At 63.6% G+C, this 23,231-nt stretch carries 20 protein-coding genes; 12 read left to right on the forward strand and 8 right to left on the reverse strand.

The genetic code is table 11. The features are described 5' to 3' along the window. Positions 1-73: 73 nt before the first annotated feature. Positions 74-1,030, reverse strand: a complete 957-nt coding sequence (locus tag JQ617_RS31300; protein ID WP_212029668.1) for a LysR family transcriptional regulator — start codon at positions 1,028-1,030, stop codon at positions 74-76. A 113-nt stretch (positions 1,031-1,143) separates the two neighbouring features. Here JQ617_RS31300 and JQ617_RS31305 point away from each other — a divergent pair, with 113 nt between their 5' ends. Together JQ617_RS31305 and JQ617_RS31310 are read left to right on the forward strand one after the other, a co-directional pair. Continuing rightward, positions 1,144-2,124: a tripartite tricarboxylate transporter substrate binding protein gene (locus tag JQ617_RS31305; RefSeq protein ID WP_212029669.1), complete on the forward strand. Its 981-nt coding sequence runs from the start codon at positions 1,144-1,146 to the stop codon at positions 2,122-2,124. A 92-nt stretch (positions 2,125-2,216) separates the two neighbouring features. After that, positions 2,217-2,921, forward strand: a complete 705-nt coding sequence (locus tag JQ617_RS31310) for a dienelactone hydrolase family protein (protein ID WP_212029670.1) — start codon at positions 2,217-2,219, stop codon at positions 2,919-2,921. 103 nt (positions 2,922-3,024) lie between these two features. Here JQ617_RS31310 and JQ617_RS31315 read toward each other — a convergent pair whose 3' ends face one another. Further along, positions 3,025-3,297 carry a hypothetical protein gene (locus JQ617_RS31315; protein WP_212029671.1) on the reverse strand — a complete coding sequence of 91 codons (273 nt, stop codon included), beginning with the start codon at positions 3,295-3,297 and terminating at the stop codon, positions 3,025-3,027. Between the two features lie 303 nt (positions 3,298-3,600). On the opposite strand from JQ617_RS31315, the gene JQ617_RS31320 reads away from it, so the two are divergent. Continuing rightward, complete coding sequence (locus tag JQ617_RS31320; RefSeq protein ID WP_349630664.1) at positions 3,601-4,014, forward strand: hypothetical protein; 414 nt, start codon at positions 3,601-3,603, stop codon at positions 4,012-4,014. A 139-nt stretch (positions 4,015-4,153) separates the two neighbouring features. Here the strand turns inward: JQ617_RS31320 and JQ617_RS31325 are convergent, their stop codons facing one another. Beyond that, on the reverse strand, positions 4,154-5,239 hold the full coding sequence (locus JQ617_RS31325; RefSeq protein ID WP_212029672.1) for an NAD-dependent epimerase/dehydratase family protein: 1,086 nt from the start codon (positions 5,237-5,239) through the stop codon (positions 4,154-4,156). A gap of 293 nt (positions 5,240-5,532) precedes the next feature. Here JQ617_RS31325 and JQ617_RS31330 point away from each other — a divergent pair, with 293 nt between their 5' ends. Then, on the forward strand, positions 5,533-6,621 hold the full coding sequence (locus JQ617_RS31330) for a TRAP transporter substrate-binding protein (RefSeq protein WP_063686845.1): 1,089 nt from the start codon (positions 5,533-5,535) through the stop codon (positions 6,619-6,621). A 437-nt stretch (positions 6,622-7,058) separates the two neighbouring features. Then, complete coding sequence (locus JQ617_RS31335; RefSeq protein ID WP_212029673.1) at positions 7,059-8,150, forward strand: TRAP transporter substrate-binding protein; 1,092 nt, start codon at positions 7,059-7,061, stop codon at positions 8,148-8,150. A gap of 131 nt (positions 8,151-8,281) precedes the next feature. Here the strand turns inward: JQ617_RS31335 and pimD are convergent, their stop codons facing one another. From pimD to JQ617_RS31360, 5 genes are all read right to left on the reverse strand, one after another. After that, the gene (gene pimD / locus JQ617_RS31340; RefSeq protein WP_212029674.1) at positions 8,282-9,424 is read right to left on the reverse strand and encodes a pimeloyl-CoA dehydrogenase small subunit; all 1,143 of its coding nucleotides are present in this window, start codon (positions 9,422-9,424) and stop codon (positions 8,282-8,284) included. 161 nt (positions 9,425-9,585) lie between these two features. Next, entirely contained in the window at positions 9,586-10,776 is a 1,191-nt protein-coding gene (gene pimC / locus JQ617_RS31345) for a pimeloyl-CoA dehydrogenase large subunit (protein WP_212029675.1), read from the reverse strand. 81 nt (positions 10,777-10,857) lie between these two features. After that, a complete protein-coding gene (locus JQ617_RS31350) occupies positions 10,858-12,045 on the reverse strand; it encodes an acetyl-CoA C-acyltransferase (RefSeq protein ID WP_212029676.1) in 1,188 nt (395 codons plus the stop codon). After that, positions 12,042-13,724 (reverse strand): dicarboxylate--CoA ligase PimA, encoded by a 1,683-nt coding sequence (gene pimA, locus JQ617_RS31355; protein WP_212029677.1) that lies wholly within the window; start codon positions 13,722-13,724, stop codon positions 12,042-12,044. Before pimA ends, JQ617_RS31350 begins: the two co-directional genes overlap by 4 nt. A gap of 114 nt (positions 13,725-13,838) precedes the next feature. Next, positions 13,839-15,935, reverse strand: a complete 2,097-nt coding sequence (locus JQ617_RS31360; RefSeq protein WP_212029678.1) for a 3-hydroxyacyl-CoA dehydrogenase NAD-binding domain-containing protein — start codon at positions 15,933-15,935, stop codon at positions 13,839-13,841. A gap of 130 nt (positions 15,936-16,065) precedes the next feature. Between JQ617_RS31360 and JQ617_RS31365 the strand changes: the two genes are divergently transcribed. The 7 genes from JQ617_RS31365 to JQ617_RS31395 all read left to right on the forward strand — a co-directional run bounded on the left by JQ617_RS31365 (position 16,066) and on the right by JQ617_RS31395 (position 23,029). Next, positions 16,066-16,932: an IclR family transcriptional regulator gene (locus JQ617_RS31365; RefSeq protein ID WP_063686832.1), complete on the forward strand. Its 867-nt coding sequence runs from the start codon at positions 16,066-16,068 to the stop codon at positions 16,930-16,932. Positions 16,933-16,998: 66 nt separating this feature from the next. Continuing rightward, positions 16,999-17,796, forward strand: a complete 798-nt coding sequence (locus tag JQ617_RS31370) for an ABC transporter ATP-binding protein (protein WP_063686831.1) — start codon at positions 16,999-17,001, stop codon at positions 17,794-17,796. Further along, entirely contained in the window at positions 17,793-18,506 is a 714-nt protein-coding gene (locus JQ617_RS31375; protein WP_063686830.1) for an ABC transporter ATP-binding protein, read from the forward strand. Before JQ617_RS31370 ends, JQ617_RS31375 begins: the two co-directional genes overlap by 4 nt. Positions 18,507-18,518: 12 nt before the next feature. After that, entirely contained in the window at positions 18,519-19,397 is an 879-nt protein-coding gene (locus tag JQ617_RS31380; protein WP_063686828.1) for a branched-chain amino acid ABC transporter permease, read from the forward strand. 2 nt (positions 19,398-19,399) lie between these two features. Beyond that, complete coding sequence (locus tag JQ617_RS31385) at positions 19,400-20,416, forward strand: branched-chain amino acid ABC transporter permease (protein ID WP_212029679.1); 1,017 nt, start codon at positions 19,400-19,402, stop codon at positions 20,414-20,416. A gap of 30 nt (positions 20,417-20,446) precedes the next feature. Next, on the forward strand, positions 20,447-21,682 hold the full coding sequence (locus tag JQ617_RS31390; protein WP_145656555.1) for an ABC transporter substrate-binding protein: 1,236 nt from the start codon (positions 20,447-20,449) through the stop codon (positions 21,680-21,682). 120 nt (positions 21,683-21,802) lie between these two features. Next, a complete protein-coding gene (locus JQ617_RS31395; protein ID WP_212029680.1) occupies positions 21,803-23,029 on the forward strand; it encodes an ABC transporter substrate-binding protein in 1,227 nt (408 codons plus the stop codon). Positions 23,030-23,231 lie beyond the last annotated feature (202 nt).

Genomic DNA, 23,231 nt, shown 5'->3' on the forward strand with positions numbered 1-23,231 from the left:
AGGTGGATGATCCAACCGGAGTGTGCCCCGGGGTCTGGATTATCTCGCGGGTAGCCGCCGGCGCCCCAATTTGTCACTTTCGTTTCGCCATTGGCTTTGCGAGCTCACGGGCGCTGTCAATGACGAGCTGCACCACCGGGCTGATGGCGCGGTCCTTGACGGTGACCATCCCGTTTGGTCGGCGCGCCGCCGGCAGGTCGACCGGCAAGACCTTGAGCGCCGCCCCCCTGGCGAGGAATTTCAGCGCGGAAGCCGGGAAAACCGTGATGAACCTGCCCGTCTCCAGCAGGCTGACCCGCATATGGGGGGAATCAGTCACCACCGTCGCGCTTGGATAGTCGAATCCGCTGGCGCGAAAGGCCTGCGTGATGATTGATCCAATCACGCTCTCCCGTGGTGGAAGTATCCAACGCTCCTCCGCCAGATCGGAAAGGTGGATGTTGCGCCTCCGAGCCCATGGATTGTTCGCGCCCGCCGCGACCACATAGCTATCTTCAAAGAGAAATTCGAAATGCAGCCGCTCGTCAGCCGGCATGCCGCCACCATTGCGCACGATCAAAAGATCGACTTTGCGCTCACTGAGGTCGCGGTGCAGTGTCTCCAGGTAGCCGGTCACGAGCTGAAATCTGATCCGCGGATGACGCCGGGAGAGCCGATCTATGAGGGCGGAAACAAAGCTCGCCGCCAGAAAAGCCGTGCTTCCGATCCGGACTTCTCCAGCGGTGGGGTCGGCCAGAAATTCAATGCTCTTCACGCCCTGGCGCAGCTCGTCGAAAACCGCAGTGCCGCAATCGAGCAAGGCGCGGCCGCACTCGGTCGGCTCAATTCCGCGCCGGTGGCGATCCAACAGGCGGACACCGAAGGCATGCTCGAGCTCCGCGATCGACCTGGAAATGTTGGGCTGGGTGGTATTGAGCAGGAGCGCCGCCTTGCCCATGCTGCCGGCCTGCACCACCGCCATGAGCACATGCAGATCCTGAAGCTTCATTCGCTTACCGATGCGATCACTCATCTGCATGAAGGCACCCATTTCCGTTCTGAGATGGTACCATCAGATAATAGCCTTATGCGCTGATGGCAGCATCAACTATCCTTCGCGTTGAAGAGAGCCGGCGCGCGTGCAGGCTCGACGGAGCAGAGCCTATGACTCCCTCCCGACGCCAGTTTCTGCACCTTGCGATCGGAGTAGCCGCGCCACCTCTGCTCTCGCGCCTGGCTCGTGCGGCGACTTACCCGTCGCGGCCGGTCCGGATCATGGTCGGCTTTGCCGCCGGCGGCCCGAACGACATCCTTGCGCGCCTTGTCGGACAATGGTGCTCGGAGCGGTTCGGCCAGCAATTCATGGTCGAGAACCGGCCCGGAGCAGGAAGCAATATCGCGACCGATGTGGTCGTGCGTGCGCCTCCGGACGGCTACACCCTCCTGCTGGTTGGTTCTCCCAACGCGATCAATGCGACGCTTTATGAGAAGCTCGACTTCAACTTCCTGCGGGATATTGCGCCGGTCGCGAGTCTGGCCCGCGGCACCCTGGTGATGCTGGTCCATCCCTCGGTCCCCGCCCGCACGATTCCAGAGTTCATCGCCCATGCCAGGGCCAATCCGGGGAAAATCTCCTATGGTTCGGGCGGCGTAGGCGGGATCACACATATCGCCGGGGAATTGTTCAAACAGGAAGCCGGCGGGCTCGATCTCCAGCATGTGCCCTATCGGGGCGTGGGGCCGGCGATTACTGATCTGCTCGGCGGGCAGGTGCAGGTCGTCTTTGCCAACCTCGCGCCCTCGATCGGGTACATCGGCAGCGGCAAGCTGCGCGCGCTCGGGATAACGGCGCCAGTCCGATCCGAAGCGCTGCCCGACGTGCCGGCCATTTGCGAATTCGTTCCCGGATACGAGGCGAGTTCAGTGTTTGGCATCGGTGCGCCGAAAGACACGCCGATCGAGATCATCGGCAGACTCAATCAAGAGTTCAACGCCGCACTGGCCGATCCAGCGTTCAAGATGCGCCTCCATGGCCTCGATGCGACCGGATTTGGCGGCTCGCCGGCGGATTTCGGCAAGGTCATGGCCGATGAAACCGAGAAGTGGGCCAAGGTGATACGGCTCGCGAAAATTCGGCTGGAGTAGTGCTGCGAGGGCCTTGGGGCCTCAGCTTCCATGCCGCGCATGCCCCAAACCAATCAGACGTTGGCCACACTCTCTCAAACACTGGATTCGAGATGTTGGGGAAGTTTGACAGGATTTGCGCGAAAGGCGGGGGCGCGTTCGATTGCTACCTTGTCACCTCCGAACCTGAAAAGCCGGTTGCTGCCATTGTGCTGGCTTCCGCCATTCATGGCGTCGATACCGACATGCTCGCCATCGCCGACGCACTTGCGGCCTGCGGCTCTATTGTCGCGGTGCCGGATCTGTTCTGGCGTTCGATTGCCGGCCCGCTTCCTCGGAATGACCCACGCGCGGCCCGACGCGCCCAACCGCGTCTCGAACGCATCAGAACCGGCGAAGACGACATGACCGACACGTTGAGACATCTCCGCACGCTCCCGCACTTCAACGGCCGGGCGGCGGTCATGGGGTTTTGCTACGGCGGTCCGTATGCAATACTCGGCCCGAAGCGGCTCGGTTATGCCGCTGGTATCTGCTGCCATGGATCCCAGATGCCGGATTATCTTCACGAGCTTGACGGCGTCGGTGAGCAGGTCTGTCTCATGTGGGGGGACCAGGACAATCACGCGCCGGCCGACGTGCTGGACGCGTACCGCGATTTGGCGGCGCGCATGGAAAACCTCGAAATGCACGTCTTTCCCGGGGTGCAGCACGGTTACATGATGCGGGGAAGCCCATCCTTCGATCGCGCGGCACATGATTTTTCAATGAAGCGCGCCGGGGATATTCTTCAAAGTCTGGCGTCAGCGGTCCGTTGAAAGGGCATTTGGTCTCATCGCCTCACGCTGAAGCACGGCGTCGCCCATGGCGAGATCATGCGTCAGGCGTCGCCCCAAGCCGGCTGAGGGCCAATAGGTAACACTAAGCTCGGGGCCGAGAGACGCTGTCCGTTCCTCTCAGGCTGGAAACGGCGGCAGTAAAGTAGAGCGCCGGAATAGCAAATGGCCCGATCACCGCCGCAAGATATACCCAGCGACGCTGACTGCGCCCTCGCTCGTACGCGAGATATCCGGCGGCCGGCATTGACGCTAGTGACACGATGACAAACAACGCGTCCATTCCTGCGCGTGTCAGATGCTCGAAAAAGCACACCGAAAAAGCCAACGTCAAAATAGCCAAAACGAGATCTTCCATGCCGACCTCCGCTTTCGGTTGAAGCTACCACGGCCGCGCGACTTCCGTTGAAAGCAAGGATCACACCTCCGTGTCTGCAATGGGTCATAAGTGGACCTCGGCGAGTATCGTCGTGAAGGTCAGCTATGGGCCATTTTCTGCCTTAAACAGGCGCGGCAAAACATGCCAGCGCATGCTCCGGCGAATGCCGTCGGTCCACGCCTGGCGGGGTCAACGCTGCGCCGGTGAACCAGAAAGTCCCTGACGCGACAGAACACCATGGATTCGGAAGACCTTTGATTGATAAATGGACGGAGCCGACCCGTGAAATTCTTGCTGAGAATTGTGCTTGCAACCGCCCTCGTGAACCTTGCTCCGGCCGTCGCCGCGGCGCCGAAGGACGCCGTCGCTTCTCCTGCCTTGAAAAAGGAATTCGATGGCTTCATCGAGAAGTTTCGCGCGGCGCTGAAAGCAAACGATTCCGCCGCCGTCGCCGGTATGACACGATTGCCGTTCATGAACGACAGCGCAATTCGCGACGCCGCGCAATTTCACGCCAAGACCTATGCGAGCTCGTTCACGGCGAAAAATCGCGCGTGTATCCAGCGCGGCAAGGCCATCTACGATCGCGATCCGTACAAGAATGAATCTTACTCCGTCTTCTGCGGCGAGATGATCTTCGTCTTTACCAAGACGCCGGCCGGATTCCTTTTTACGGATATCAGCGTGAACGACTGATCAGGCGCCGGATGTATGATCGGTCGCCGCGCTCCGGCAAGTGACCGCTTTGGGTTACAAGCCGCCGTCGTGCAATCAACCAGCATAGATCTGCTTCGGAGCATGTACAGATGTGCCTCTGCCACCGCAGGTGCACTCCCTACGGCAGCAGCCGCTCCTCCCTCGCCTGGCGGAACCATTTCCGGAACATGTCTTCGGTGTCCATCATCTCGGTGAAGCCCGCGCGGTTGATCTTCACGGTCGAGACGATCGAGGGCGGGCCGGACTCGGTCTGGCCGTAGCGCATGCTGTAGTCGGCGTACTGGAACGACAGGCCGACGAAGTCGGCAAGGCCGGGCGACGCAAGGTTATGCTTGCGCCTGAGCGCGTCCCAGGGCGCGACCCAGTGCGGGAATTCCTTGGCCAGCGAGAGCGGGACGTGCTTGCCGGGCTTCATCGCCAGCGCGTCCGCGACCGCCGGCCAGATGTTCTCCCAGGTGAAGACGTCGCCATTGGTGACGTTGAACGCCTCGTTCCGCGCGGCCTTCGCCTCGCCCGACCAGGCGATCGCACGTGCCAGGAGATCGACATCGACGGCCTGTGCGACACGCGCGGCGCCGCCGGGAAAATCCAGCGGCCTGCCCTGCTCGCGCAGCATCGCGGCATAGACGCCGAGCGGCGGGATTAGGTCCATGGCGCCGCCCATGGCGAGTCCCACGATCAGCACCGGGCGCAGGATGCTCCAATGCCAGGCCTTGCCCTTCTGCAGCTCGCGCAGGAAGTTCTCCTGCGCCCAGTAAAAGTTGGGCTGCTCGTACATTTCGGAGCGGCCCTCGCGCGCCGGCACGGTCAGGGGACGCACATGGACGCCGTAGGCCTTGGTGCCTTGCAGCAGGGCGACATGCTTCAGGTCTGGCGCCACCGGCTCGAGCGCCCCCATCAAATTGCGCAGCATGATGTCGTTGGTCTTGATCTGCTGCGGGTCGCGCCAGCCGTCGACGAGTTGCGGCGCCTCGTAGAGCGCGGCGTAAATCAGGTGGGTCGCGCCCTTGAGCTCGACCGCAGCGCGACGGCAATCGGCTTCGCTGGTGAGGTCGATCGGGACGTGACGGGCGCCGTAGAGATCGCGCGGCTTGCGCCGCGACAGCGCCACGACGTCCGAAGGCTCCGATGTGCCGAAGTGCCGCAACGCGGCGTTACCGACGAGACCGGTTGCTCCCGCGACCACCACCTTCTTGCCCGTCATGTGCGAGCCTCCCTTTTGTTGTTGCCCAATCCAGTAGCAGACCGCAGGTCAACGCGACTTGCGTCTGGCTCCGCATTCGCACCTGCGAGGGAGCAGAAGGCTTGATTATCCGGATGCGACAGGTCATCCTTGCTGACGGAACCGCATTGATCGGAATTCCAACAAAAAGAGCCCATCAGGGCCATTCGGAAACGCCTCTTAAGTCTCAAACAAAACAACGTCGATCTCGACGGCAAGACGACACCAAAGATCGTTCCCTGACGTCGAAGCATCGGCATATCGGAGGGAAGTGCATGGAACGTCGTAAATTTCTGAAGGCAGGCGGATTGGGCCTGGCCGCGAGTGCTGTTGCTGCGCCCGCGATCGCGCAGGGCTCGCCCGAGATCAGGTGGCGTTACGCCACGAGCTGGCCGAAGTCGCTCGACACGCTCTACGGCGGCTGCGAATATTTCACCAAGAAAGTCGCCGAGATCACCGACAACAAATTCCAGATTCAGCCGTTCGCGGCGGGCGAAATCGTCCCGGGCCTGCAGGTGCTGGATGCGGTGTCGAACGGCACCGTCGAGATGGGTAACACCGCACTCTATTACTACTGGGGCAAGAATCCCGCCTTCACCTTCGCCACCGCGCTGCCGTTCGGTCTCAACACGCGCCAGCAGATCTCCTGGCTGCTGTGGGGCGGCGGACAGGAGCTCGTCAACGACCTCCTGAAGGAGCACAACGTCTATGGCATCCCGACCGGCTCGACCGGCGCCCAGATGGGCGGCTGGTTCCGGAAGGAGATCAAGTCGATAGACGACGTCAAAGGCCTCAAGATGCGCATCGGCGGATTTGCCGGCACGATCATGGCCAAGCTCGGCGCGGTGCCGCAGCAGATCGCCGGCGGCGACATCTATCCCGCGCTCGAAAAGGGCACGATCGATGCGGCCGAATGGGTCGGCCCCTACGACGACGAGAAGCTCGGCTTCGTCAAGGTCGCGAAGTACTACTACTACCCCGGCTGGTGGGAAGGCACGAGCCAGGGCCACAACATCATGAACCTCGACAAGTGGAATGCGCTGCCCAAGCACTACCAGGCCGCGATCGATTCCGCCTCGCGCGACACGTTCACCTGGATCACCGGCAAGTACGACGCGTTGAACGCGCCGGCGCTGAAGCGGCTGCTGGTGTCGGGCGCGATCCTGAAGGCGTTCCCGCAGGAGGTACTGGAGGCCTGCTACGGCGCGGCCAACGAGATCTACGCCGATCTCTCCAAGACCAACCCGCATTTCGGCAAGATGTATGCGAGCATGACCGCCTATCGCGGCGAGGCCCTGCCCTGGTTCCAGGTCGCAGAGCTGAGCTTCGACAGCTTCATGATGCGGATGCGGACCAAGACGTGAGGCGCTGAACGGCGCACACGACTAAAGAATGAGAAGCCCCGGAGATGGCGACGTCTCCGGGGCTTTTGCGTCGGACATGGCTATCGTAGGGTGGGCAAAGCGAAGCGTGCCCACGGCGTCCATCCGCCGCCAAGAGATCGTGGGCACGGCGCTATGGCGCCTTTGCCCACCCTACGGCGGCGGAGTTCGGAGCGACGGGCTTGCTCCTCTCGTCAGACCTCGTCTTCGCAACTGCGAGCGTCCCAACGGCGCTTGATTATCGCAAGGCGACCGGTCATCCTCGCGCCCGAACCGCGATGCGCGGACACCACAAGAGCCCTGAAGGGCCTTCGGAAACCCCAAAAATCGTCACAACACCACGTCGGTTACCGGCGAAGCCAAGACGACATCAAGATCGTTCCCTGAGTCGAGGACATCGGCGCAATGGAGGGATACGCATGAAACGTCGTGAATTCCTGAAAGTGACTGGCACTGGGCTGGCAGCGAGCACCGCGGTTGCGGCACCGGCGATTGCGCAAGGCTCGCCGGAAGTAAGATGGCGGCTCGCCGCGAGCTGGCCCAAGGCGCTCGATACGCTCTATGGCGGCTGCGAATATTTCTGCAAGCGCGTCGCCGAGGTCACCGACAACAAATTCCAGATCCAGCCGTTCGCATCCGGCGAGATCGTGCCGGGCCTGCAGGTGCTGGATGCCGTGTCGAACGGCACCGTCGAGATGGGCAACACCGCGCTCTACTATTACTGGGGCAAGAATCCGGCCTTCACCTTCGGCACGTCGCTGCCGTTCGGGCTGAACACGCGCGCGCATATTTCCTGGCTGCTGTTCGGCGGCGGACAGGAGATGCTCAACGACCTGCTGAAGGAATACAACTCGGTCGGCATTCCGACCGGCTCCACTGGAGCCCAGATGGGCGGCTGGTTCCGGAAGGAGATCAAGTCGATGGAGGATTTCAGGGGACTGAAATTCCGCGTCGGCGGTTTCGCCGGCACGATCATCGCCAAGGTCGGCGGCGTGCCGCAGCAGATCGCGGGCGGCGACATCTATCCGGCGCTGGAGAAGGGCACGATCGACGCAGCCGAATGGGTCGGCCCCTATGACGACGAGAAGCTCGGCTTCGTGAAGGTGGCGAAGTACTACTACTATCCGGGCTGGTGGGAAGGCACCGGCCAGGGCCACAACATCATGAACCTCGACAAGTGGAACGCGCTGCCCAAGCACTACCAAGCGGCGATCGAGAGCGCCTCGCGCGACACCTTCACCTGGGTCACCGGCAAATACGACTACGTCAACCCGCCGGCGCTGAAGCGCCTGCTGGTGGCCGGCGCCATCCTGAGGCCGTTCCCGCAGGAGGTGCTCGAGGCCTGCTACAACGCCGCCAACGAGATCTACGCCGATCTCAACAAGACCAACCCGCACTTCAACAAGATGTACACCAGCCTGTCGGCATTCCGGAACGAGTCGCTGGCCTGGATGCAGGTCGCCGAGCTCAGCTACGACAGCTTCATGATGCGGATGCGCACGCGGACCTGAGGCAGACGCCAAGGGTGTCATCGCCCGGCTTGACAGCGGTGGTGAACGGGCAAGCTCAAACGACGAAAGCCCCGGAGATGTCTCCGGGGCTTTCGATTTTGAACGTCCGATGCGTCGATGCGACGTGGCGGCTAGATCAGCCCGCCGGCATCGGCGACGCGGCGCTGGTGGTAATCGGTGTCACCAAAGGTGTTCTCGATCATGGTGAGGCGCTTGAAGTAGTGGCCGATCTTCGCCTCCATGGTCATGCCGATGCCGCCGTGGAGCTGGATCGACTGCTGGCCGACGAATTTCAGCGACTTGCCGATCTGCACCTTCGCCGCGGCGATGGCGTTGGCGCGCTCCTTGGCGTTCTCGAAATCGCTCGCCATGGTGGCGAACATCGACATCGAGCGCGCCTGCTCGGCCGCGACGAACATGTCGGAGGCGCGGTGCTGGAGCGACTGGAACGAGCCGATCGCGACGCCGAACTGCTTTCGGGTCTTGATGTACTCGACCGTGGTCTTGAGCGATTCGTCCATCAGTCCGACCGCCTCGGCACAGAGCGCGACGCGGGCTTCGTCCACCACGCGCTCGATCAGCCCGAGCGAATCCTCGGGGTTGCCGATCGCCGCATCGGCGCCGACCTCGACACCGGTGAGGGTGATGTCCGCGGCGTGCAGGCCATCCTGGGTCGGATAGGATTTCTTCGTGACGCCCTTGGCATTCGCCGGGACCAGGAACACGCCGACGCCGGTCTTGTCGCGGCGGTCGCCCTTGGTGCGCGCGGTCACGATCAGCGTGTCGGCGTTCTCGCCGTTGAGCACGACGAACTTCTCGCCGTCGATGACCCAGCCGTCGCCCTTCTTCTTCGCCGTCGTCGCGACGTCGAAGAGATCGTAGCGCGAGTTCTTCTCGATCTGGGCGAAGGCGAGCGTCTTGCTGCCGTCGATGATGCCAGGCACGTGCGCGGCCTTCTGCGCATCGCTGCCGGCATGACGCAGGAAGCCGCCGCCGATCACGACCGTCGCGAGATACGGCTCGAGCACCAGTGCCTTGCCGAGCGCCTCCATCACGATCATGGTCTCGACGCCGCCGCCGCCGAAGCCGCCATCGGCCTCGCTGAAGGGCAGACCGAGCAGGCCCTGCTCGGCGAGCTTGCCCCAGACGGCTTTGCTCCAGCCGCCCTTCTCCTTCATGTATTTCTTGCGCTGCTCGAAATCGTAGGAATCGGTCAGCAGGCCGTCGATGCTTTCCTTGAGAAGCCGCTGCTCCTCGTTCAGGTCAAAATCCATGTTTCTCTACTCTCCCGGTATTGAGGTCGTCATGCCCGGCCTTGTGCCGGGCATCCACGTTCTTCGTGCCGTTAGGCGTGGATGGCCGGGTCATTCCTGCGAAGACGCGCTTCGCGCTTTTGCCCCGGCCATGACGGCGAGTGCGTTGCGACGAATGGCAATCAGAGCCCCAGCACCGCCTTGGCGATGATGTTGCGCTGGATTTCGTTGGAGCCGCCGTAGATCGAGACCTTGCGGTTGTTGAAGTAGCTCGGCGCGATCTGGGCGGTCCAGTCCATGGCTTCGTTCGAGCCGTCGTCGCCGTGCACGTCGTAGGGCGCGGCGAACGGGCCGATCACTTCCATCAAGAGCTCGGTGGTGGTCTGCTGGATCTCGGAGCCCTTGATCTTCAGCACCGAGGACGCCGGATTGGGCTTGCCCTTGCCGTGCTTGCCCTCATCCGCAACGACGCGCAGCTGCGTCAGCTCGAGCGCCTTCAGCTCGATCTCGCAGGCCGCGAGCTTCTCGCGGAACGCCGCGTCCTGGATGATCGGCTTGCCGCCGGATTCGACCTTGGAGGCGAGATCCTTGATGCGGCGGATGCGCTCCTTGGAGACGCCGACGCGGGCGATGCCGGTGCGCTCATTGCCGAGCAGGAATTTTGCGTAATCCCAGCCCTTGTTCTCCTCGCCGATCAGGTTCTCGATCGGGACTTCGACGTCGTCGAAGAAGACCTCGTTGACCTCGACGCCGCCGTCGATGGTCTGGATCGGGCGCACGGTGACGCCCTTCGACTTCATCGAGAACACGATGAAGGAGATGCCCATCTGCTTCTTGGCATTGTTGTCGGTGCGGCAGAGGCAGAAGATCATGTCGGCGTGCTGGGCGAGCGTGGTCCAGGTCTTCTGGCCGTTGATGATCCACTTGTCGCCACGGCGCTCGGCCTTGGTCTTGAGCGAGGCGAGGTCGGAGCCCGAGCCCGGCTCGGAGAAGCCCTGGCACCACCAATCGTCGACATTGGCGATGCGCGGCAAATACTGCTTCTTCTGCTCTTCGTTGCCGAAGGTGTAGATAACCGGGCCGACCATGCTGACGCCGAAGGCGAGCGGCTGCGGCGCCGGGTAGGACTGCAGTTCCTCGTTGAAGATGTAGTGCTGCACCGAGGTCCAGCCCGTGCCGCCGAACTGCTTGGGCCAGTGGCTGACGCCCCAGCCCTTCTTGTTGAGGATGCGCCACCACGTCACCATCTCGTCCTTCGAGAGGTGGCGGCCCTCGACCAGCTTGCGCCGCGTATCCGGCGGCACGTTGTCGCGGAAGAACGACCGCACTTCCTCGCGAAACGCCTGCTCTTCTTTCGTGAATGCGAGATCCATTGGATCCTCCTGTTTCCTCGTCGTCGTATTCTGTGGTCGTCCCGGCCTAGTGCACAATTGCGCACTAGGCCGGGACAACGCTTACTGCAACACCTCGAACAAACCGGCCGCGCCCATGCCGCCGCCGACGCACATGGTGACGACCGCGTATTTCGCCTTGCGGCGGCGGCCCTCGATCAGAGCGTGGCCGGTGAGGCGCGCGCCCGACATGCCGTAGGGGTGGCCGACCGAGATCGCGCCGCCGTTGACGTTGATCTTCTCGGGATCGATGCCGAGCTTGTCGCGGCAATACAGCACCTGCACCGCGAAGGCTTCGTTGAGCTCCCACAGGCCGATGTCGTCGACGGTGAGGCCGTGGCGCTTGAGCAGGCGCGGCACGGCGAAGACCGGGCCGATGCCCATCTCGTCCGGCTCGCAGCCGGCCGAGACGAAGCCGCGGAAGATGCCGAGCGGCGCAAGGCCGCGCTTGGCGGCTTCCTTGTCGCTCATGATCACCGAGGCGCTGGCGCCGTCGGAGAGCTGGCTGGCATTGCCGGCGGTGATCGAAAAGCCCTCGCCGCGCACGGCCTTGAGGCCGGCAAGGCCTTCAATCGTGGTCTCGGGGCGCGGGCCCTCGTCCTGCGACAGCGTGACGTCCTTCATCGACACCGCGCCGGTCGCCTTGTCGGTGACCGCCATCTGCGTCGTGATCGGGGCGAGCTCGTCCTTGAACTTGCCGCCCTGCTGCGCGGCCGCGGTGCGGCGCTGGCTCTCGAGCGAATACTCGTCCTGCTTCTCGCGCGAGATGCCGTAGCGCTTGGCGACGATCTCGGCGGTATCGATCATGGGCATGTAGACCTCGCCCTTGATCTTGAGCAGGGCCGGGTCCTGGGCGTGAAAGCCGTTCATCTTGTCGTTCTGCACGAGCGAGATCGACTCGCCGCCGCCGCCGACCGCGATCTCGACGCCGTCGAAGATCACCGAACGCGCGGCGAGCGCGATCGCCTGCAGGCCCGAGGCGCACTGGCGGTCGATGGTGGTGCCGGCCACGGTGACCGGGAGACCGGCACGGAGCAGCGCCTTGCGCGCGATGTTGCCGCCGGTCGCGCCCTGCTGGAGCGCCGCGCCCATCACGACGTCCTCGATCTCCTTCGGATCGACCTTTGCGCGCGCGACGGCTTCGCCGATGGCGTGGCCGAGCAGCGTGGCGCCCTCGGTGGCATTGAGCGCGCCGCGATAGGCCTTGCCGATCGGGGTGCGGGCGGTGGAAACGATGACGGCGTCGGTCAAGAACGACCTCCTGATGCGAGGGGACTGGATTGTGACGGTTTCTGCTGCTGGCGCAATTCGTGGCGCGACAATTTTCCGACCGGCGTGCGCGGCAGATCGTCGACGAAAGCGACCTCGGCCGGCAGCTCGTGCTTGCCGAGCTTCCCGGTGAGCTGGGTGCGCAGCTCGTCGAGCGTGAACGGCCTTGCGTCCGGCTTGAGCTTGATGAAGGCTTTTGCGGCCTCGCCCCGGTACTGGTCGGGGATGCCGAGCACGATCACCTCGTGCACGCCCGGGATGGTGTAGATCGCCTGCTCGATCATCTGCGGATAGACGTTGAAGCCGCCGGAGATGATCATGTCCTTCTTGCGGTCGACCAGGAAGAAATAGCCGTCGGTATCGACATAGCCGATGTCGCCGGTGAGGAAGCGGCCGTCGACGAAGGCGTCCGCCGACCCCTCCGGCTTATTCCAGTATCCCCTGGTGACGTTCGGGCCCTTGATGCGGATCTCGCCGACTTCGCCCGGCGGCAGCACGCGCCTGGGATCGTCGAGCGCAACGACGTCGAGCTCGATGCCGGGCAGCATCAGGCCGATCGAGCCGGGCTTTTCCGGGCCCGTCGGCGGATGACCGGTGCCGGGCGAGCAGGTCTCGGTCATGCCCCAGCCGCTGCGCAGCTTCTTGCCGACCTTGCGCTCGAAGAAATTCGCGATCTCCACCGGCAGCGGCGCGCCGCCGGAACCGATGGTCGCGAGCGAGGAGAAGTCGCGCTTGTCGAGGTCAGGGAGCGCGGCGATCGCGATCCACATCGTCGGCACGCCCGGGAAATAGGTCGCGCGCTTGACCTCGATGTCGCGCATCACCGCCTCGACGTCGAAGCGCTGATGGATCGAGATCAGATTGCCGCGGCTGAGCGAGGACAGCAGCACGACGGTGAGCGCGTAGATGTGGAACAGCGGCAGCACGCAGATCACGCGCTCGACCACATCGCCGCGCGCGGCCCGGGAAGGCTTGCCCCAGACGTCGTAGATCGACACCGCCGAGGTGAGATTGCCGTGGGTCAGCATCGCGCCCTTGGGCAAGCCGGTGGTGCCGCCGGTATATTGCAGCAGCGCGACGTCGTCGGCCGTCACGGACGGCCACTGCGCCGGCGCGGCCGCGCCCTCGACGAACGCCCTGAAGGTGACGATGCGGGGATCATCGGGGATCGCCGCCTGCGGCGTGCCGACCTTGCCCCAATTGTCGTCCTCGCAGACGACGAGGCGGTCGATCAGGCCCTTCTCCAGGAATTTCAGCGCGGTCGGCAGCAGGGCCTGGAGGTTCGACGTGACGAGCAGGCGCGAGCCGGAGTCGGAGACCTTGTGCGTCAGCGCGATCTCGCCGTCGAGCGGCGACAGATGCGCGACGCGGGCGCCGGCCTTCAGCGCACCGAAGAAATTGACGGGATGATCCGGCGTGTTGCCGAGGAACAGCGCGACGGAGCTGGTCTTGCCGATGCCCGCGCGCAGGAACGCCGCCGCCGCGCGCTCGGCCATGGCGGCGAGCTCGGTGTAGGTGATCGCCCGCTCCCGGAATTCCAACGCGGTGCGCCGGCCGTAATCGGCGGCAGCTTTCGACAGCAGGTCAGGGAGCGAGCCCTGGACGATGGTGTCGTCCCAACGCACGCCCTCGGGATAAAACTGTTCGCCGGGATGGGTCATGGATTCCTTAAACCACACTAGCCGTCATTCCGGGGCGCCCGGAGGGCGAACCCGGAATCTCGAGATTCCGGGTTCGATGCTTACGCATCGCCCCGGAATGACGAGTGGAGACCATCAAGCCGCCTTCGACGCAGCCGCGAGCGAGGCGAACGTCTTGCCTTCCGCCGCAAGCTTCTTCAGCAGCGGGGCGGGCTCGAGGCTCGGGTCGTTGGTCTCCTTGGCGTAGAAGGCGAGGCGATCGGCGATGTGCTTGAGACCGACGGTGTCGGCCCAGAACATCGGGCCGCCACGATAGATCGGCCAGCCATAGCCGTAGAGCCAGACCACGTCGATGTCGGACGGACGCGCCGCGATGCCCTCTTCGAGGATCTTCGCTCCCTCGTTGATCATCGGGTACATCATGCGCTCGAGGATCTCCTCGTCGCTGACGACGCGCTTCTTGCGGCCGAGGCGCAACAGCGTCTCGTCGATCAGCTTCTCGACCTCGGGATCAGGCAGCGCCGCGCGGGAGCCGGGCTCGTACTTGTAGTAGCCCTTGCCGGTCTTCTGGCCGAAGCGGCCGGCTTCGCACAGCGCGTCCGCGATCTCCGACTTGATGCCGCGGTCCTTGCGCGAGCGCCAGCCGATGTCGAGGCCCGCGAGGTCGCCCATCGCGAACGGCCCCATCGGCATGCCGAATTTTGTCACGACGGCATCGACCTGCTGCGGCAGCGCGCCTTCGAACAGGAGCTTCTCCGACTGCTTGCCGCGCTGGGCGAGCATGCGGTTGCCGACGAAGCCGTCGCAGACGCCGACCACGGCCGGCACCTTCGCGATTTTGCGCGCAATCGTCACCGCGGTCACCAGCGCATCCGGCGCGGTCTTGTCGGCGCGCACGATCTCGCACAGCTTCATGACGTTGGCCGGCGAGAAGAAGTGCATGCCAAGCACGTCCTGCGGACGCTTGGTCGCCTTCGCGATCTCGTCGATGTTCAGATACGAGGTGTTGGAGGCGAGCACGGCACCCGGCTTGACGTATTGGTCGAGCTTGCCGAACACTTCCTGCTTCACCGCCATGGTCTCGAACACGGCCTCGATGACGAGATCGGCATCGCCGACGTTCTCGATGCCGACGACGCCGTTGATCAGCGCCATGCGCTTCGCCGGTGCATCCGCGGGAATGCCACCACGCGCGGCGGTCGCCTCCCAGTTCTTCTGCATGATGCCCATGCCGCGCTTGAGCTGCTCTTCGCCGGTTTCGATCAGGGTGACGGGAATGCCGGCATTGGCAAAGGACATCGCGATGCCGCCGCCCATGGTGCCGGCGCCGAGAATGGCAACACGGTTGACCGGACGCGACTTGGTGCCTTCAGGGACGCCCGCGATCTTGTTGGCCTCGCGCTCGGCGAAGAAGGCATAGCGCTGCGCCTTGGACTGGTCGCTGGCGACGAGCTTGAGGAAGCCCTCGCGCTCCTTCTTCAGACCTTCGTCGAACGGCAGGTCGATCGCGGCACCGACGGCATCGGCCGCCGCGAACGGGGCTTCCAGGCCGCGCGACTTCTTGGTCATGGCGGCGACCGCGTTGGTGAAGATCGAGCGGTCGGCCTTGGCGGCGGCGATCTTGGAATCGTCGTCGCGCAGGCGGCGCAGCGGGCGCTTCTCGGCGATCAGCTTGCGGACGAAGGCCTCGCCGCCGGAGGCCGGGCCCTCGACGATCTCCTCGATCAGGCCATTCTTGAGCGCTTCCGCGGCGCCGATCGGGTCACCACCGACGATCATCTTGACGGCGAGCTCGGGGCCGACCGCGCGCGGCAGGCGCTGGGTCCCGCCGGCACCGGGCAACAGGCCGAGCTTCACTTCGGGCAGGCCGAGCTTGGCTTCCTTCACCGCGACGCGGTAGTGGCATGCCAGCGCGACCTCGAGGCCACCACCGAGCGCCGTGCCGTGGATCGCGGCCACGATCGGCTTCGGCGAATTTTCCATCTCGGCCAGAACCTCGTTCAGGCCCGGCGGCTTCGGCGGCTTGCCGAATTCGGTGATGTCGGCCCCGGCGATGAAGGTGCGGCCGGCGCAGGTCAGCACGATGCCCTTGATGGCGGGATCAGCGATCGCGGCCTTGATGCATTCCAGGATGCCGCCGCGCACTGCGGCACTCAGCGCATTGACCGGAGGACTATTGACCGTGACGATCCCGACTTCGTCATGACGCTCAAGCTTGACCACTTCGCTCACGGTTTCCCTCCTTGGTGGGGATTTACTTTTGTTCGATTTCGCGGTGCGGAATTTAATTCCGCATCTTGACGGCAGGGTTATTTTGAAGCACGTGGCTTGTCAACGACTCCGCGCAAGAAGCAGATCAGGGATGAAGCGTACAGGAAAGAAGACTGCGACCGATCGGAATTTCGTCGTCGCGCTTTCCCGCGGACTGGACGTATTGCGCGCATTCCACCCCAATGACGGTCTGCTCGGCAATCAGGAGATTGCGGCCCGCACCAATCTGCCGAAGCCGACCGTGTCGCGGCTGACCTATACGCTGACCAAGCTCGGCTATCTGACGCCGGTTCCCCGTTTCGAGAAATACCAGCTCGCGCCCGCCGCGATGTCGCTCGGCTATGCCGCGCTGGCCAATCTCGGTGTTCGGCATTTGTCCGAGCCGTTTCGCGAAGAAGTCATGCGCGCGACCGGCGGCGCCGTCGCCGTCGGCGGCCGCGACCGTCACAGCATGATCTATTTCGGACAGAGCCGCGGCAGCGAGACGGTCGGCGTTCAACTTGACGTCGGCGCGCGCGTGCCGATTGCAACCAGTGCGATGGGCCGGGCCTATTTCTGGGCACTCGACGAGGACAATCGCACCGAATTGTCGCGCATCCTGCGCGAACATTACGGCAGCCGCTGGCCGAAGATGCGCGATGGCCTCGAACGTTCCGGCGAGACTGTCGCGAAGTACGGCTTTGCGATTTCCGTCGGCGATTGGCACGACGACATCGGCGCCGCCGGCGTCGCGCTCAAGCTCAACGATGGAACCGGGCCTTACGCATTCAATTGCGGTGCGCCCGCATTCCGCTTCACGGAAGAGCGTTTGATCAACGACATTGGACCGCGTCTGCTTGCGATGGTAAGGAACATCGAAGCGGCGCTCGGGGGTCTGATGCCGCATTCCAAAAAAGAAGTCAGCAAAAAGCTGAAATCAGGAGGAAAAGTTGCGCGTGTGGCCGAGGGGATCAGATAGCCTTGCTCATCATCGGGAGCGGTTCGCATCGCCCCGCCGCACACTGAACAGTGTGGGCGAGACGAGATGACGCAGGCACAGCTCGCGCAGGGTACATCGCCCCTGCTCGCGGTTCGCGACGTCAGCGTCGTGTTCGGCGGCATCATCGCGCTCAACGGCGTGACCTTTGACATGCACAAGGGCCAGATCCTCGGATTGATCGGCCCCAACGGTGCCGGCAAGACCACGCTCTTCAACTGTCTCTCGCGGCTCTACCAGCCGTCGTCCGGCGACATCCTGATGGAAGGCGCGAGCATCCTGACGCGCCCGCCGCACCGGATCGCCGAGATCGGCATCGGCCGCACCTTCCAGAACGTGGCGCTGTTTCCGAACCTGTCGGTGATGGACAACGTCCGCGTCGGCGCGCATTCGAAGACCTCGAGCGACATCATCAGCGACTCGCTGCGGCTGGCATGGGTCCGGCGCAGCGAGGCCGACATCAACAAGAAGGTGCACGAGATCCTCTCCTATCTCGATCTCGATGACGTCGCCCACACCGTCGTCTCCGGGCTGCCCTTCGGCACGCAGAAGCGCGTCGAGCTGGCGCGTGCGCTCGCCGCCGACCCGAAGATCCTGCTGCTCGACGAGCCCGCCGGCGGCCTCAATCACGAGGAAGTCTATGTGCTCGGCGACCTCATCCGCAAAATCCGCGACGAGCGCCACATGACGGTGCTGCTGGTCGAACATCACATGGGTCTCGTGATGTCGATCGCCGACCACGTCGTCGCGCTGAATTTCGGCAAGAAGCTCGCGGAAGGCACGCCGGCCCAGGTGCAGGCGGACCCCGACGTCATCAAGGCCTATCTCGGGAGCAAGGACCAATGACTGTTCTGCTCAACGTCAAGGACCTGCGCGCCTATTACGGCCAGGTCCAGGCGCTCCACGGGCTGTCCTTCTCGCTCAACGAGGGCTCGCTGACGACGCTGCTGGGCGCCAACGGCGCCGGCAAGACCACGACGCTGCGCGCGATCTGCAACATGGTGCGTTCGACCGGCGGCATCGAGTTCGACGGCAAGCCGCTGAACAACCGCTCGACCGAAAGCATCGTGCGGTTCGGCATCGCCCATGTGCCGCAGGGCCGCGGCACCTTCACCACCATGACGGTTGAAGAAAATCTTCAGCTCGGCGCCATCACCCGCAAGGACAGCGCCGGCATCGTCTCCGACATCGAGCGCATGTATGCGCACTTCCCGGTGCTGAAGCAGCGCCACACGCAGCAGGCCGGCACGCTCTCCGGCGGCGAGCAGCAGATGCTCGCGGTCGCACGCGCCCTGATGCTGCGGCCGCGCCTGATGCTGCTCGACGAGCCCTCCTTCGGCCTCGCGCCGCTGGTGGTGCGCGACCTGTTCGGCATCCTCGGCAAGATCAACCGCGAGGACAAGGTGTCGATCCTGGTGGTCGAGCAGAACGCCCAGCTCGCGCTCGAGCTCGCCGACCAGGCCTATGTGATCGAGACCGGACGCATCGTGATGTCGGGCAATGCCAAGGACATCGCGAACAACGAAGAAATCCGCAAATCCTATCTGGGTTACTGAGGAGCCGGCACGATGGAGCTGTTCACCAACCAAGTGCTGGCCGGCATCGCCACGGGCGCGATCTACGCCTGCATGGCGCTCGCCGTGGTCATGATCTACCAGGCCATCGACCATCTCAACTTCGCGCAGGGCGAGATGGCGATGTTCTCGACCTTCATCTCCTGGCAGCTGATGCAGTGGGGCCTGTCCTATTGGGCGGCGTTCGTGGTCACGCTGGCATTCTCCTTCGTCGCCGGCATCGCGATCGAGCGCATCCTGTTCAAGCCGCTCGCGAAGGCGCCGGTGCTGACCAACGTCGCCGGCTTCATCGCGCTGTTCGCGATCATCAACTCCTCGGCCGGCCTGATCTGGGACTTCACCATCAAGCAGTATCCGACCCCGTTCGGCTCCGCGCCGTTCCTGGGCAGCCAGCTGATCTCGACCCACCAGGCCGGCATGATCGGCGTCACCGTGCTGCTGCTGCTCGGCCTGTACTTCTTCTTCCAGTACACGCGGATCGGCCTTGCGATGCGTGCGGCCGCCTCGGTGCCTGAATCGGCCCGGCTCGTCGGCATCAACACGAGCTGGATGATCGCGCTCGGCTGGGGCATGGCGACCGCGATCGGCTCGATCGCCGGCATGCTGATCGCCCCGGTCGTGTTCCTCGAGCCCAACATGATGGGCGGCGTGCTGATCTACGGCTTTGCCGCGGCGGTGCTCGGCGGCCTCACCAGCCCGTTCGGCGCCGTGGTCGGCGGCTTCCTCGTCGGCATCTTCGAGAACCTCGCCGGCACCTACATTCCCGGCGTCGGCAACGAGCTGAAACTCCCGATCGCGCTCGCGCTGATCATCTCCGTCCTGGTCGTCAAACCCGCTGGCCTGTTCGGCCGGCACATCGTCAAGCGAGTTTGATCATGAGCGCTGCAGAAGAAGTCGTTGCAGAAGGCCAGGCGGTCGAGGCCGTTCCGAAGCGGGCCATGACGCTGGGCACCGGCACCTCGCTGGTGGTGCTGGCGGCACTCCTGATCGTGCCGGTGTTCGTCAAGAACTTCATCATCTTCCAGATGACGATGCTCCTGATCTACGGGCTTGCCGTGCTGGCGCTCAACATCCTGACCGGCGGTTCGGGACAGTTCTCGCTCGGCCAGAGCGCCTTCTACGCCGTCGGCGCCTATACGTCGGCGGTGCTGATGGAGCACGCCAACATCAACTACGCGCTGACCATTCCGGTTTCCGCCGTGGTCTGCTTCGGGTTCGGCTACCTGTTCGGCAAACCGGCCCTGCGGCTGTCGGGCGTCTATCTCGCGCTTGCGACCTTCGCACTCGCCACCGCGATGCCGCAGCTTCTGAAGCTAAATTTCCTGGAACACTGGACCGGCGGCGTGCAGGGCCTCGTCGTCACCAAGCCGGACGCGCCGTTCGGCCTGCCGATGTCGCAGGACATGTGGCTGTACTACTTCACGCTCATCGTGACGCTCGCGATCTACATCTTCTCCGTGAACCTGTTGCGCTCGAGGTCCGGCCGCGCCTTCATGGCGATCCGGGACAACGAGATCGCCGCCTCCTCGATGGGTGTCAACGTCGCGCTCTACAAGACGCTGGCCTTCGGCGTGTCGGCGGCGATCACCGGCGTCGCCGGCTCGCTCGGCGCCATCGCGGTGCAGTTCGTGGCGCCCGACAGCTACACCATCACGCTCGCGATCTCGCTGTTCCTCGGCATGGTGGTCGGCGGCGTCGGCTGGCTGCCCGGCTCGTTCGTCGGCGCGGCCTTCATCATCTTCGTGCCGAACATGGCGGAGAGCATCTCCAAGGGCCTCTCCGGCGCCGTGTTCGGCGTGCTGTTGTTCCTCGTCATCTACCTCGTGCCGCATGGCGCAAGGCAGATCGCGATCATGGGCCAGCAACTCGCAGGCAGGCTCAAGAAGAACTGAAATCCATTCATCGCACAAAGGAGACCCGAATTGACTTTTGGAAGAACACTGCGAGCCGCCGCGCTGGTCACGGCAACGGCGGCCCTCACTTTCAACTCCGGCACGGCATTTGCTCAAAAGAAATACGATACCGGCGCTTCCGATACCGAGATCAAGATCGGCAACATCATGCCGTACAGCGGTCCCGCGTCGGCCTATGGCATCATCGGCAAGACCGAAGAAGCCTATTTCAAGATGATCAACGACAAAGGCGGCATCAACGGCCGCAAGATCACCTTCGTCACCTATGACGACGCCTATTCGCCGCCCAAGGCGGTCGAGCAGGTCCGCAAGCTCGTCGAGAGCGACGAGGTGCTGACCGTGTTCAACCCGCTCGGCACGCCCTCGAACACGGCGATCCAGAAGTACCTCAACGCCAAGAAGATCCCGCAGCTGTTCGTCGCGACCGGCGCCACCAAGTGGAACGATCCGAAGAACTTCCCCTGGACGATGGGCTGGCAGCCCTCCTACCAGAGCGAAGCGCAGATCTACGCGAAATGGCTGATGAAGGAGAAGCCGAACGCCAAGATCGCGATCCTCTACCAGAACGACGATTTCGGCAAAGACTACCTCAAGGGCACCAAGGACGGCCTCGGCGCCAAGGCCTCGTCCATGATCATCATGGAAGAGAGCTATGAGGTCTCCGAGCCGTCGATCGACGGCCACATCGTCAAGATCAAGGCCGCCAATCCCGACGTGCTGCTGATCTACGCGACCCCGAAGTTCGCGGCGCAGACCATCAAGAAGACCGCCGAGCTCACCTGGAAGCCGCTCCAGATCCTGACCAACGTCTCGATCTCGGTCGGCAGCGTGATGAAGCCGGCCGGCTTCGAGGCCTCGCAGGAGGTGCTGTCGGCGGCCTACGCCAAGGACTCCACGGATCCGCAGTGGAACAACGACCCCGGCATGAAGAAGTGGAACGAGTTCGTCGACAAGTACCTGCCCGGCGCCGACAAGACCGACACCGGCATGGTCTACGGCTACGGCGCGGCGTCGACGCTGGCCAAGGTGCTGGAGATGTGCGGCGACGACCTCACCCGCGCCAACCTGATGAAGCAGGCGGCCTCGCTGAAGGACTTTACGCCGGACACGTTGCTGCCGGGCGTCAAGATCAACACCAGCGCCACCGACTTCGCACCGATCGCCCAGCTGCAGATGCAGCGCTTCAAGGGCGAGAAGTGGGAACTCTTCGGCGAGATCATCAGCGGCGACGTTGCCTCCGAGTGACACGCTGACGTCATAGTCCAGGTCATCGACAGGCCCCCGCGAGCGATCGCGGGGGCTTTTTGTTGACGCCGCCCGTCAATCTTGTTCAATGCGGCCGATCAAGCCCGGGGTAGGAGAACAATGGCTGCCGTTCGTTTTCAGGTTGTGGCCGTATCGGCCGCGCTCGCATTGTGCACCGCGATGACGGGTCCGGTGCTGGCGCAAAAGAAATACGACAGCGGCGCTTCCGATACCGAGATCAAGATCGGCAACATCATGCCGTACAGCGGTCCCGCGTCGGCCTATGCCGCGATCGGCAAGACCGAGGAAGCCTATTTCAACAAGGTCAACGCCGAGGGCGGCATCAACGGCCGCAAGATCAAGTTCATCTCCTATGACGACGGCTATTCGGCGCCGAAGACGGTGGAGCAGGCGCGCAGGCTGGTCGAGAGCGACAACGTGCTGCTGATCTTCGGCTCGCTCGGCACCTCCACCAACGGCGCGATCCGCAAATACATGAACGAGAAGAAGGTGCCGCAATTGTTCGTGGCGAGCGGCGCCTCGAAGTGGAACGACCCCAAGCAATATCCCTGGACCATGGGCTGGCAGCCGAGCTACGCGAGCGAGGCGCGGATCTATGCCAAGTACATCATGAAGGAGAAGCCGGACGCGAAGATCGGCGTGCTCTACCAGAACGACGATTTCGGCAAGGACTATCTGAAGGGACTGAAGGAGGGCCTCGGGCCCAAGGCCCCGATGATCGTGATGGAGGATGCCTACGACACCTCGGAGCCCGCGATCGACGAGCACGTCGTGAAGCTGAAGGCTTCGGGCGCCGACGTCTTCATCAGCATCACCACCCCGAAATTCGCGGCACAGGCGATCAAGAAGGCGGCCGAGATCAACTGGCACCCGGTCCACATCATCTCCAACGTCTCCGCCTCCGTCGGCGGCGTGCTGGAGCCGGCGGGCCTCGAGATCTCGCAAGGCATCCTCTCGGCCACCTACACCAAGGACGGCTCCGACCCGCAATGGAATGCCGATGACGGCATGAAGAAGTTCTACAATTTCCTGGCGCAGTACGAGCCCAAGGCCAACAAGCTCGATGCCGGCGTGGTGTTCGGCTATGCCGCCGCCCAGACCATGGTGAAGGTGCTGCAGATGTGCGGCGACGACCTCACCCGCGAGAACGTCATGAAGCAGGCCGCCAGCATCAAGGATTTCGCGCCCGACACGCTGCTGCCCGGCATCAAGATCAACACCGCACCTGATAATTTCGCACCGATCGAGCAGCTCCAGATGATGCGCTTCAAGGGCAAGAAATGGGAGCTGTTCGGCGACGTCATCTCGAGCGAGGTGAGCCACTGAGGCCATTCAACTCAAAATCAATCTGACGGGCCAAAACAACTCAAGACAGCCGCGTCTTCTTGCAGCGCACACGGGCTTGTTGCCCGGCCCTGACTACTAAAGGAGCAGCCCCTGCGACGCCGTCGCGGGGGCTTTCTGTTGAAGGCACCTGCCAAATCGTATTGAATTGCGGCCACGTCACCAAGAACAAGCAACACAAGAA

Origin of the sequence: Bradyrhizobium sp. KB893862 SZCCT0404, from assembly GCF_018130885.1 — a bacterium.
Taxonomy (GTDB): domain Bacteria; phylum Pseudomonadota; class Alphaproteobacteria; order Rhizobiales; family Xanthobacteraceae; genus Bradyrhizobium; species Bradyrhizobium stylosanthis.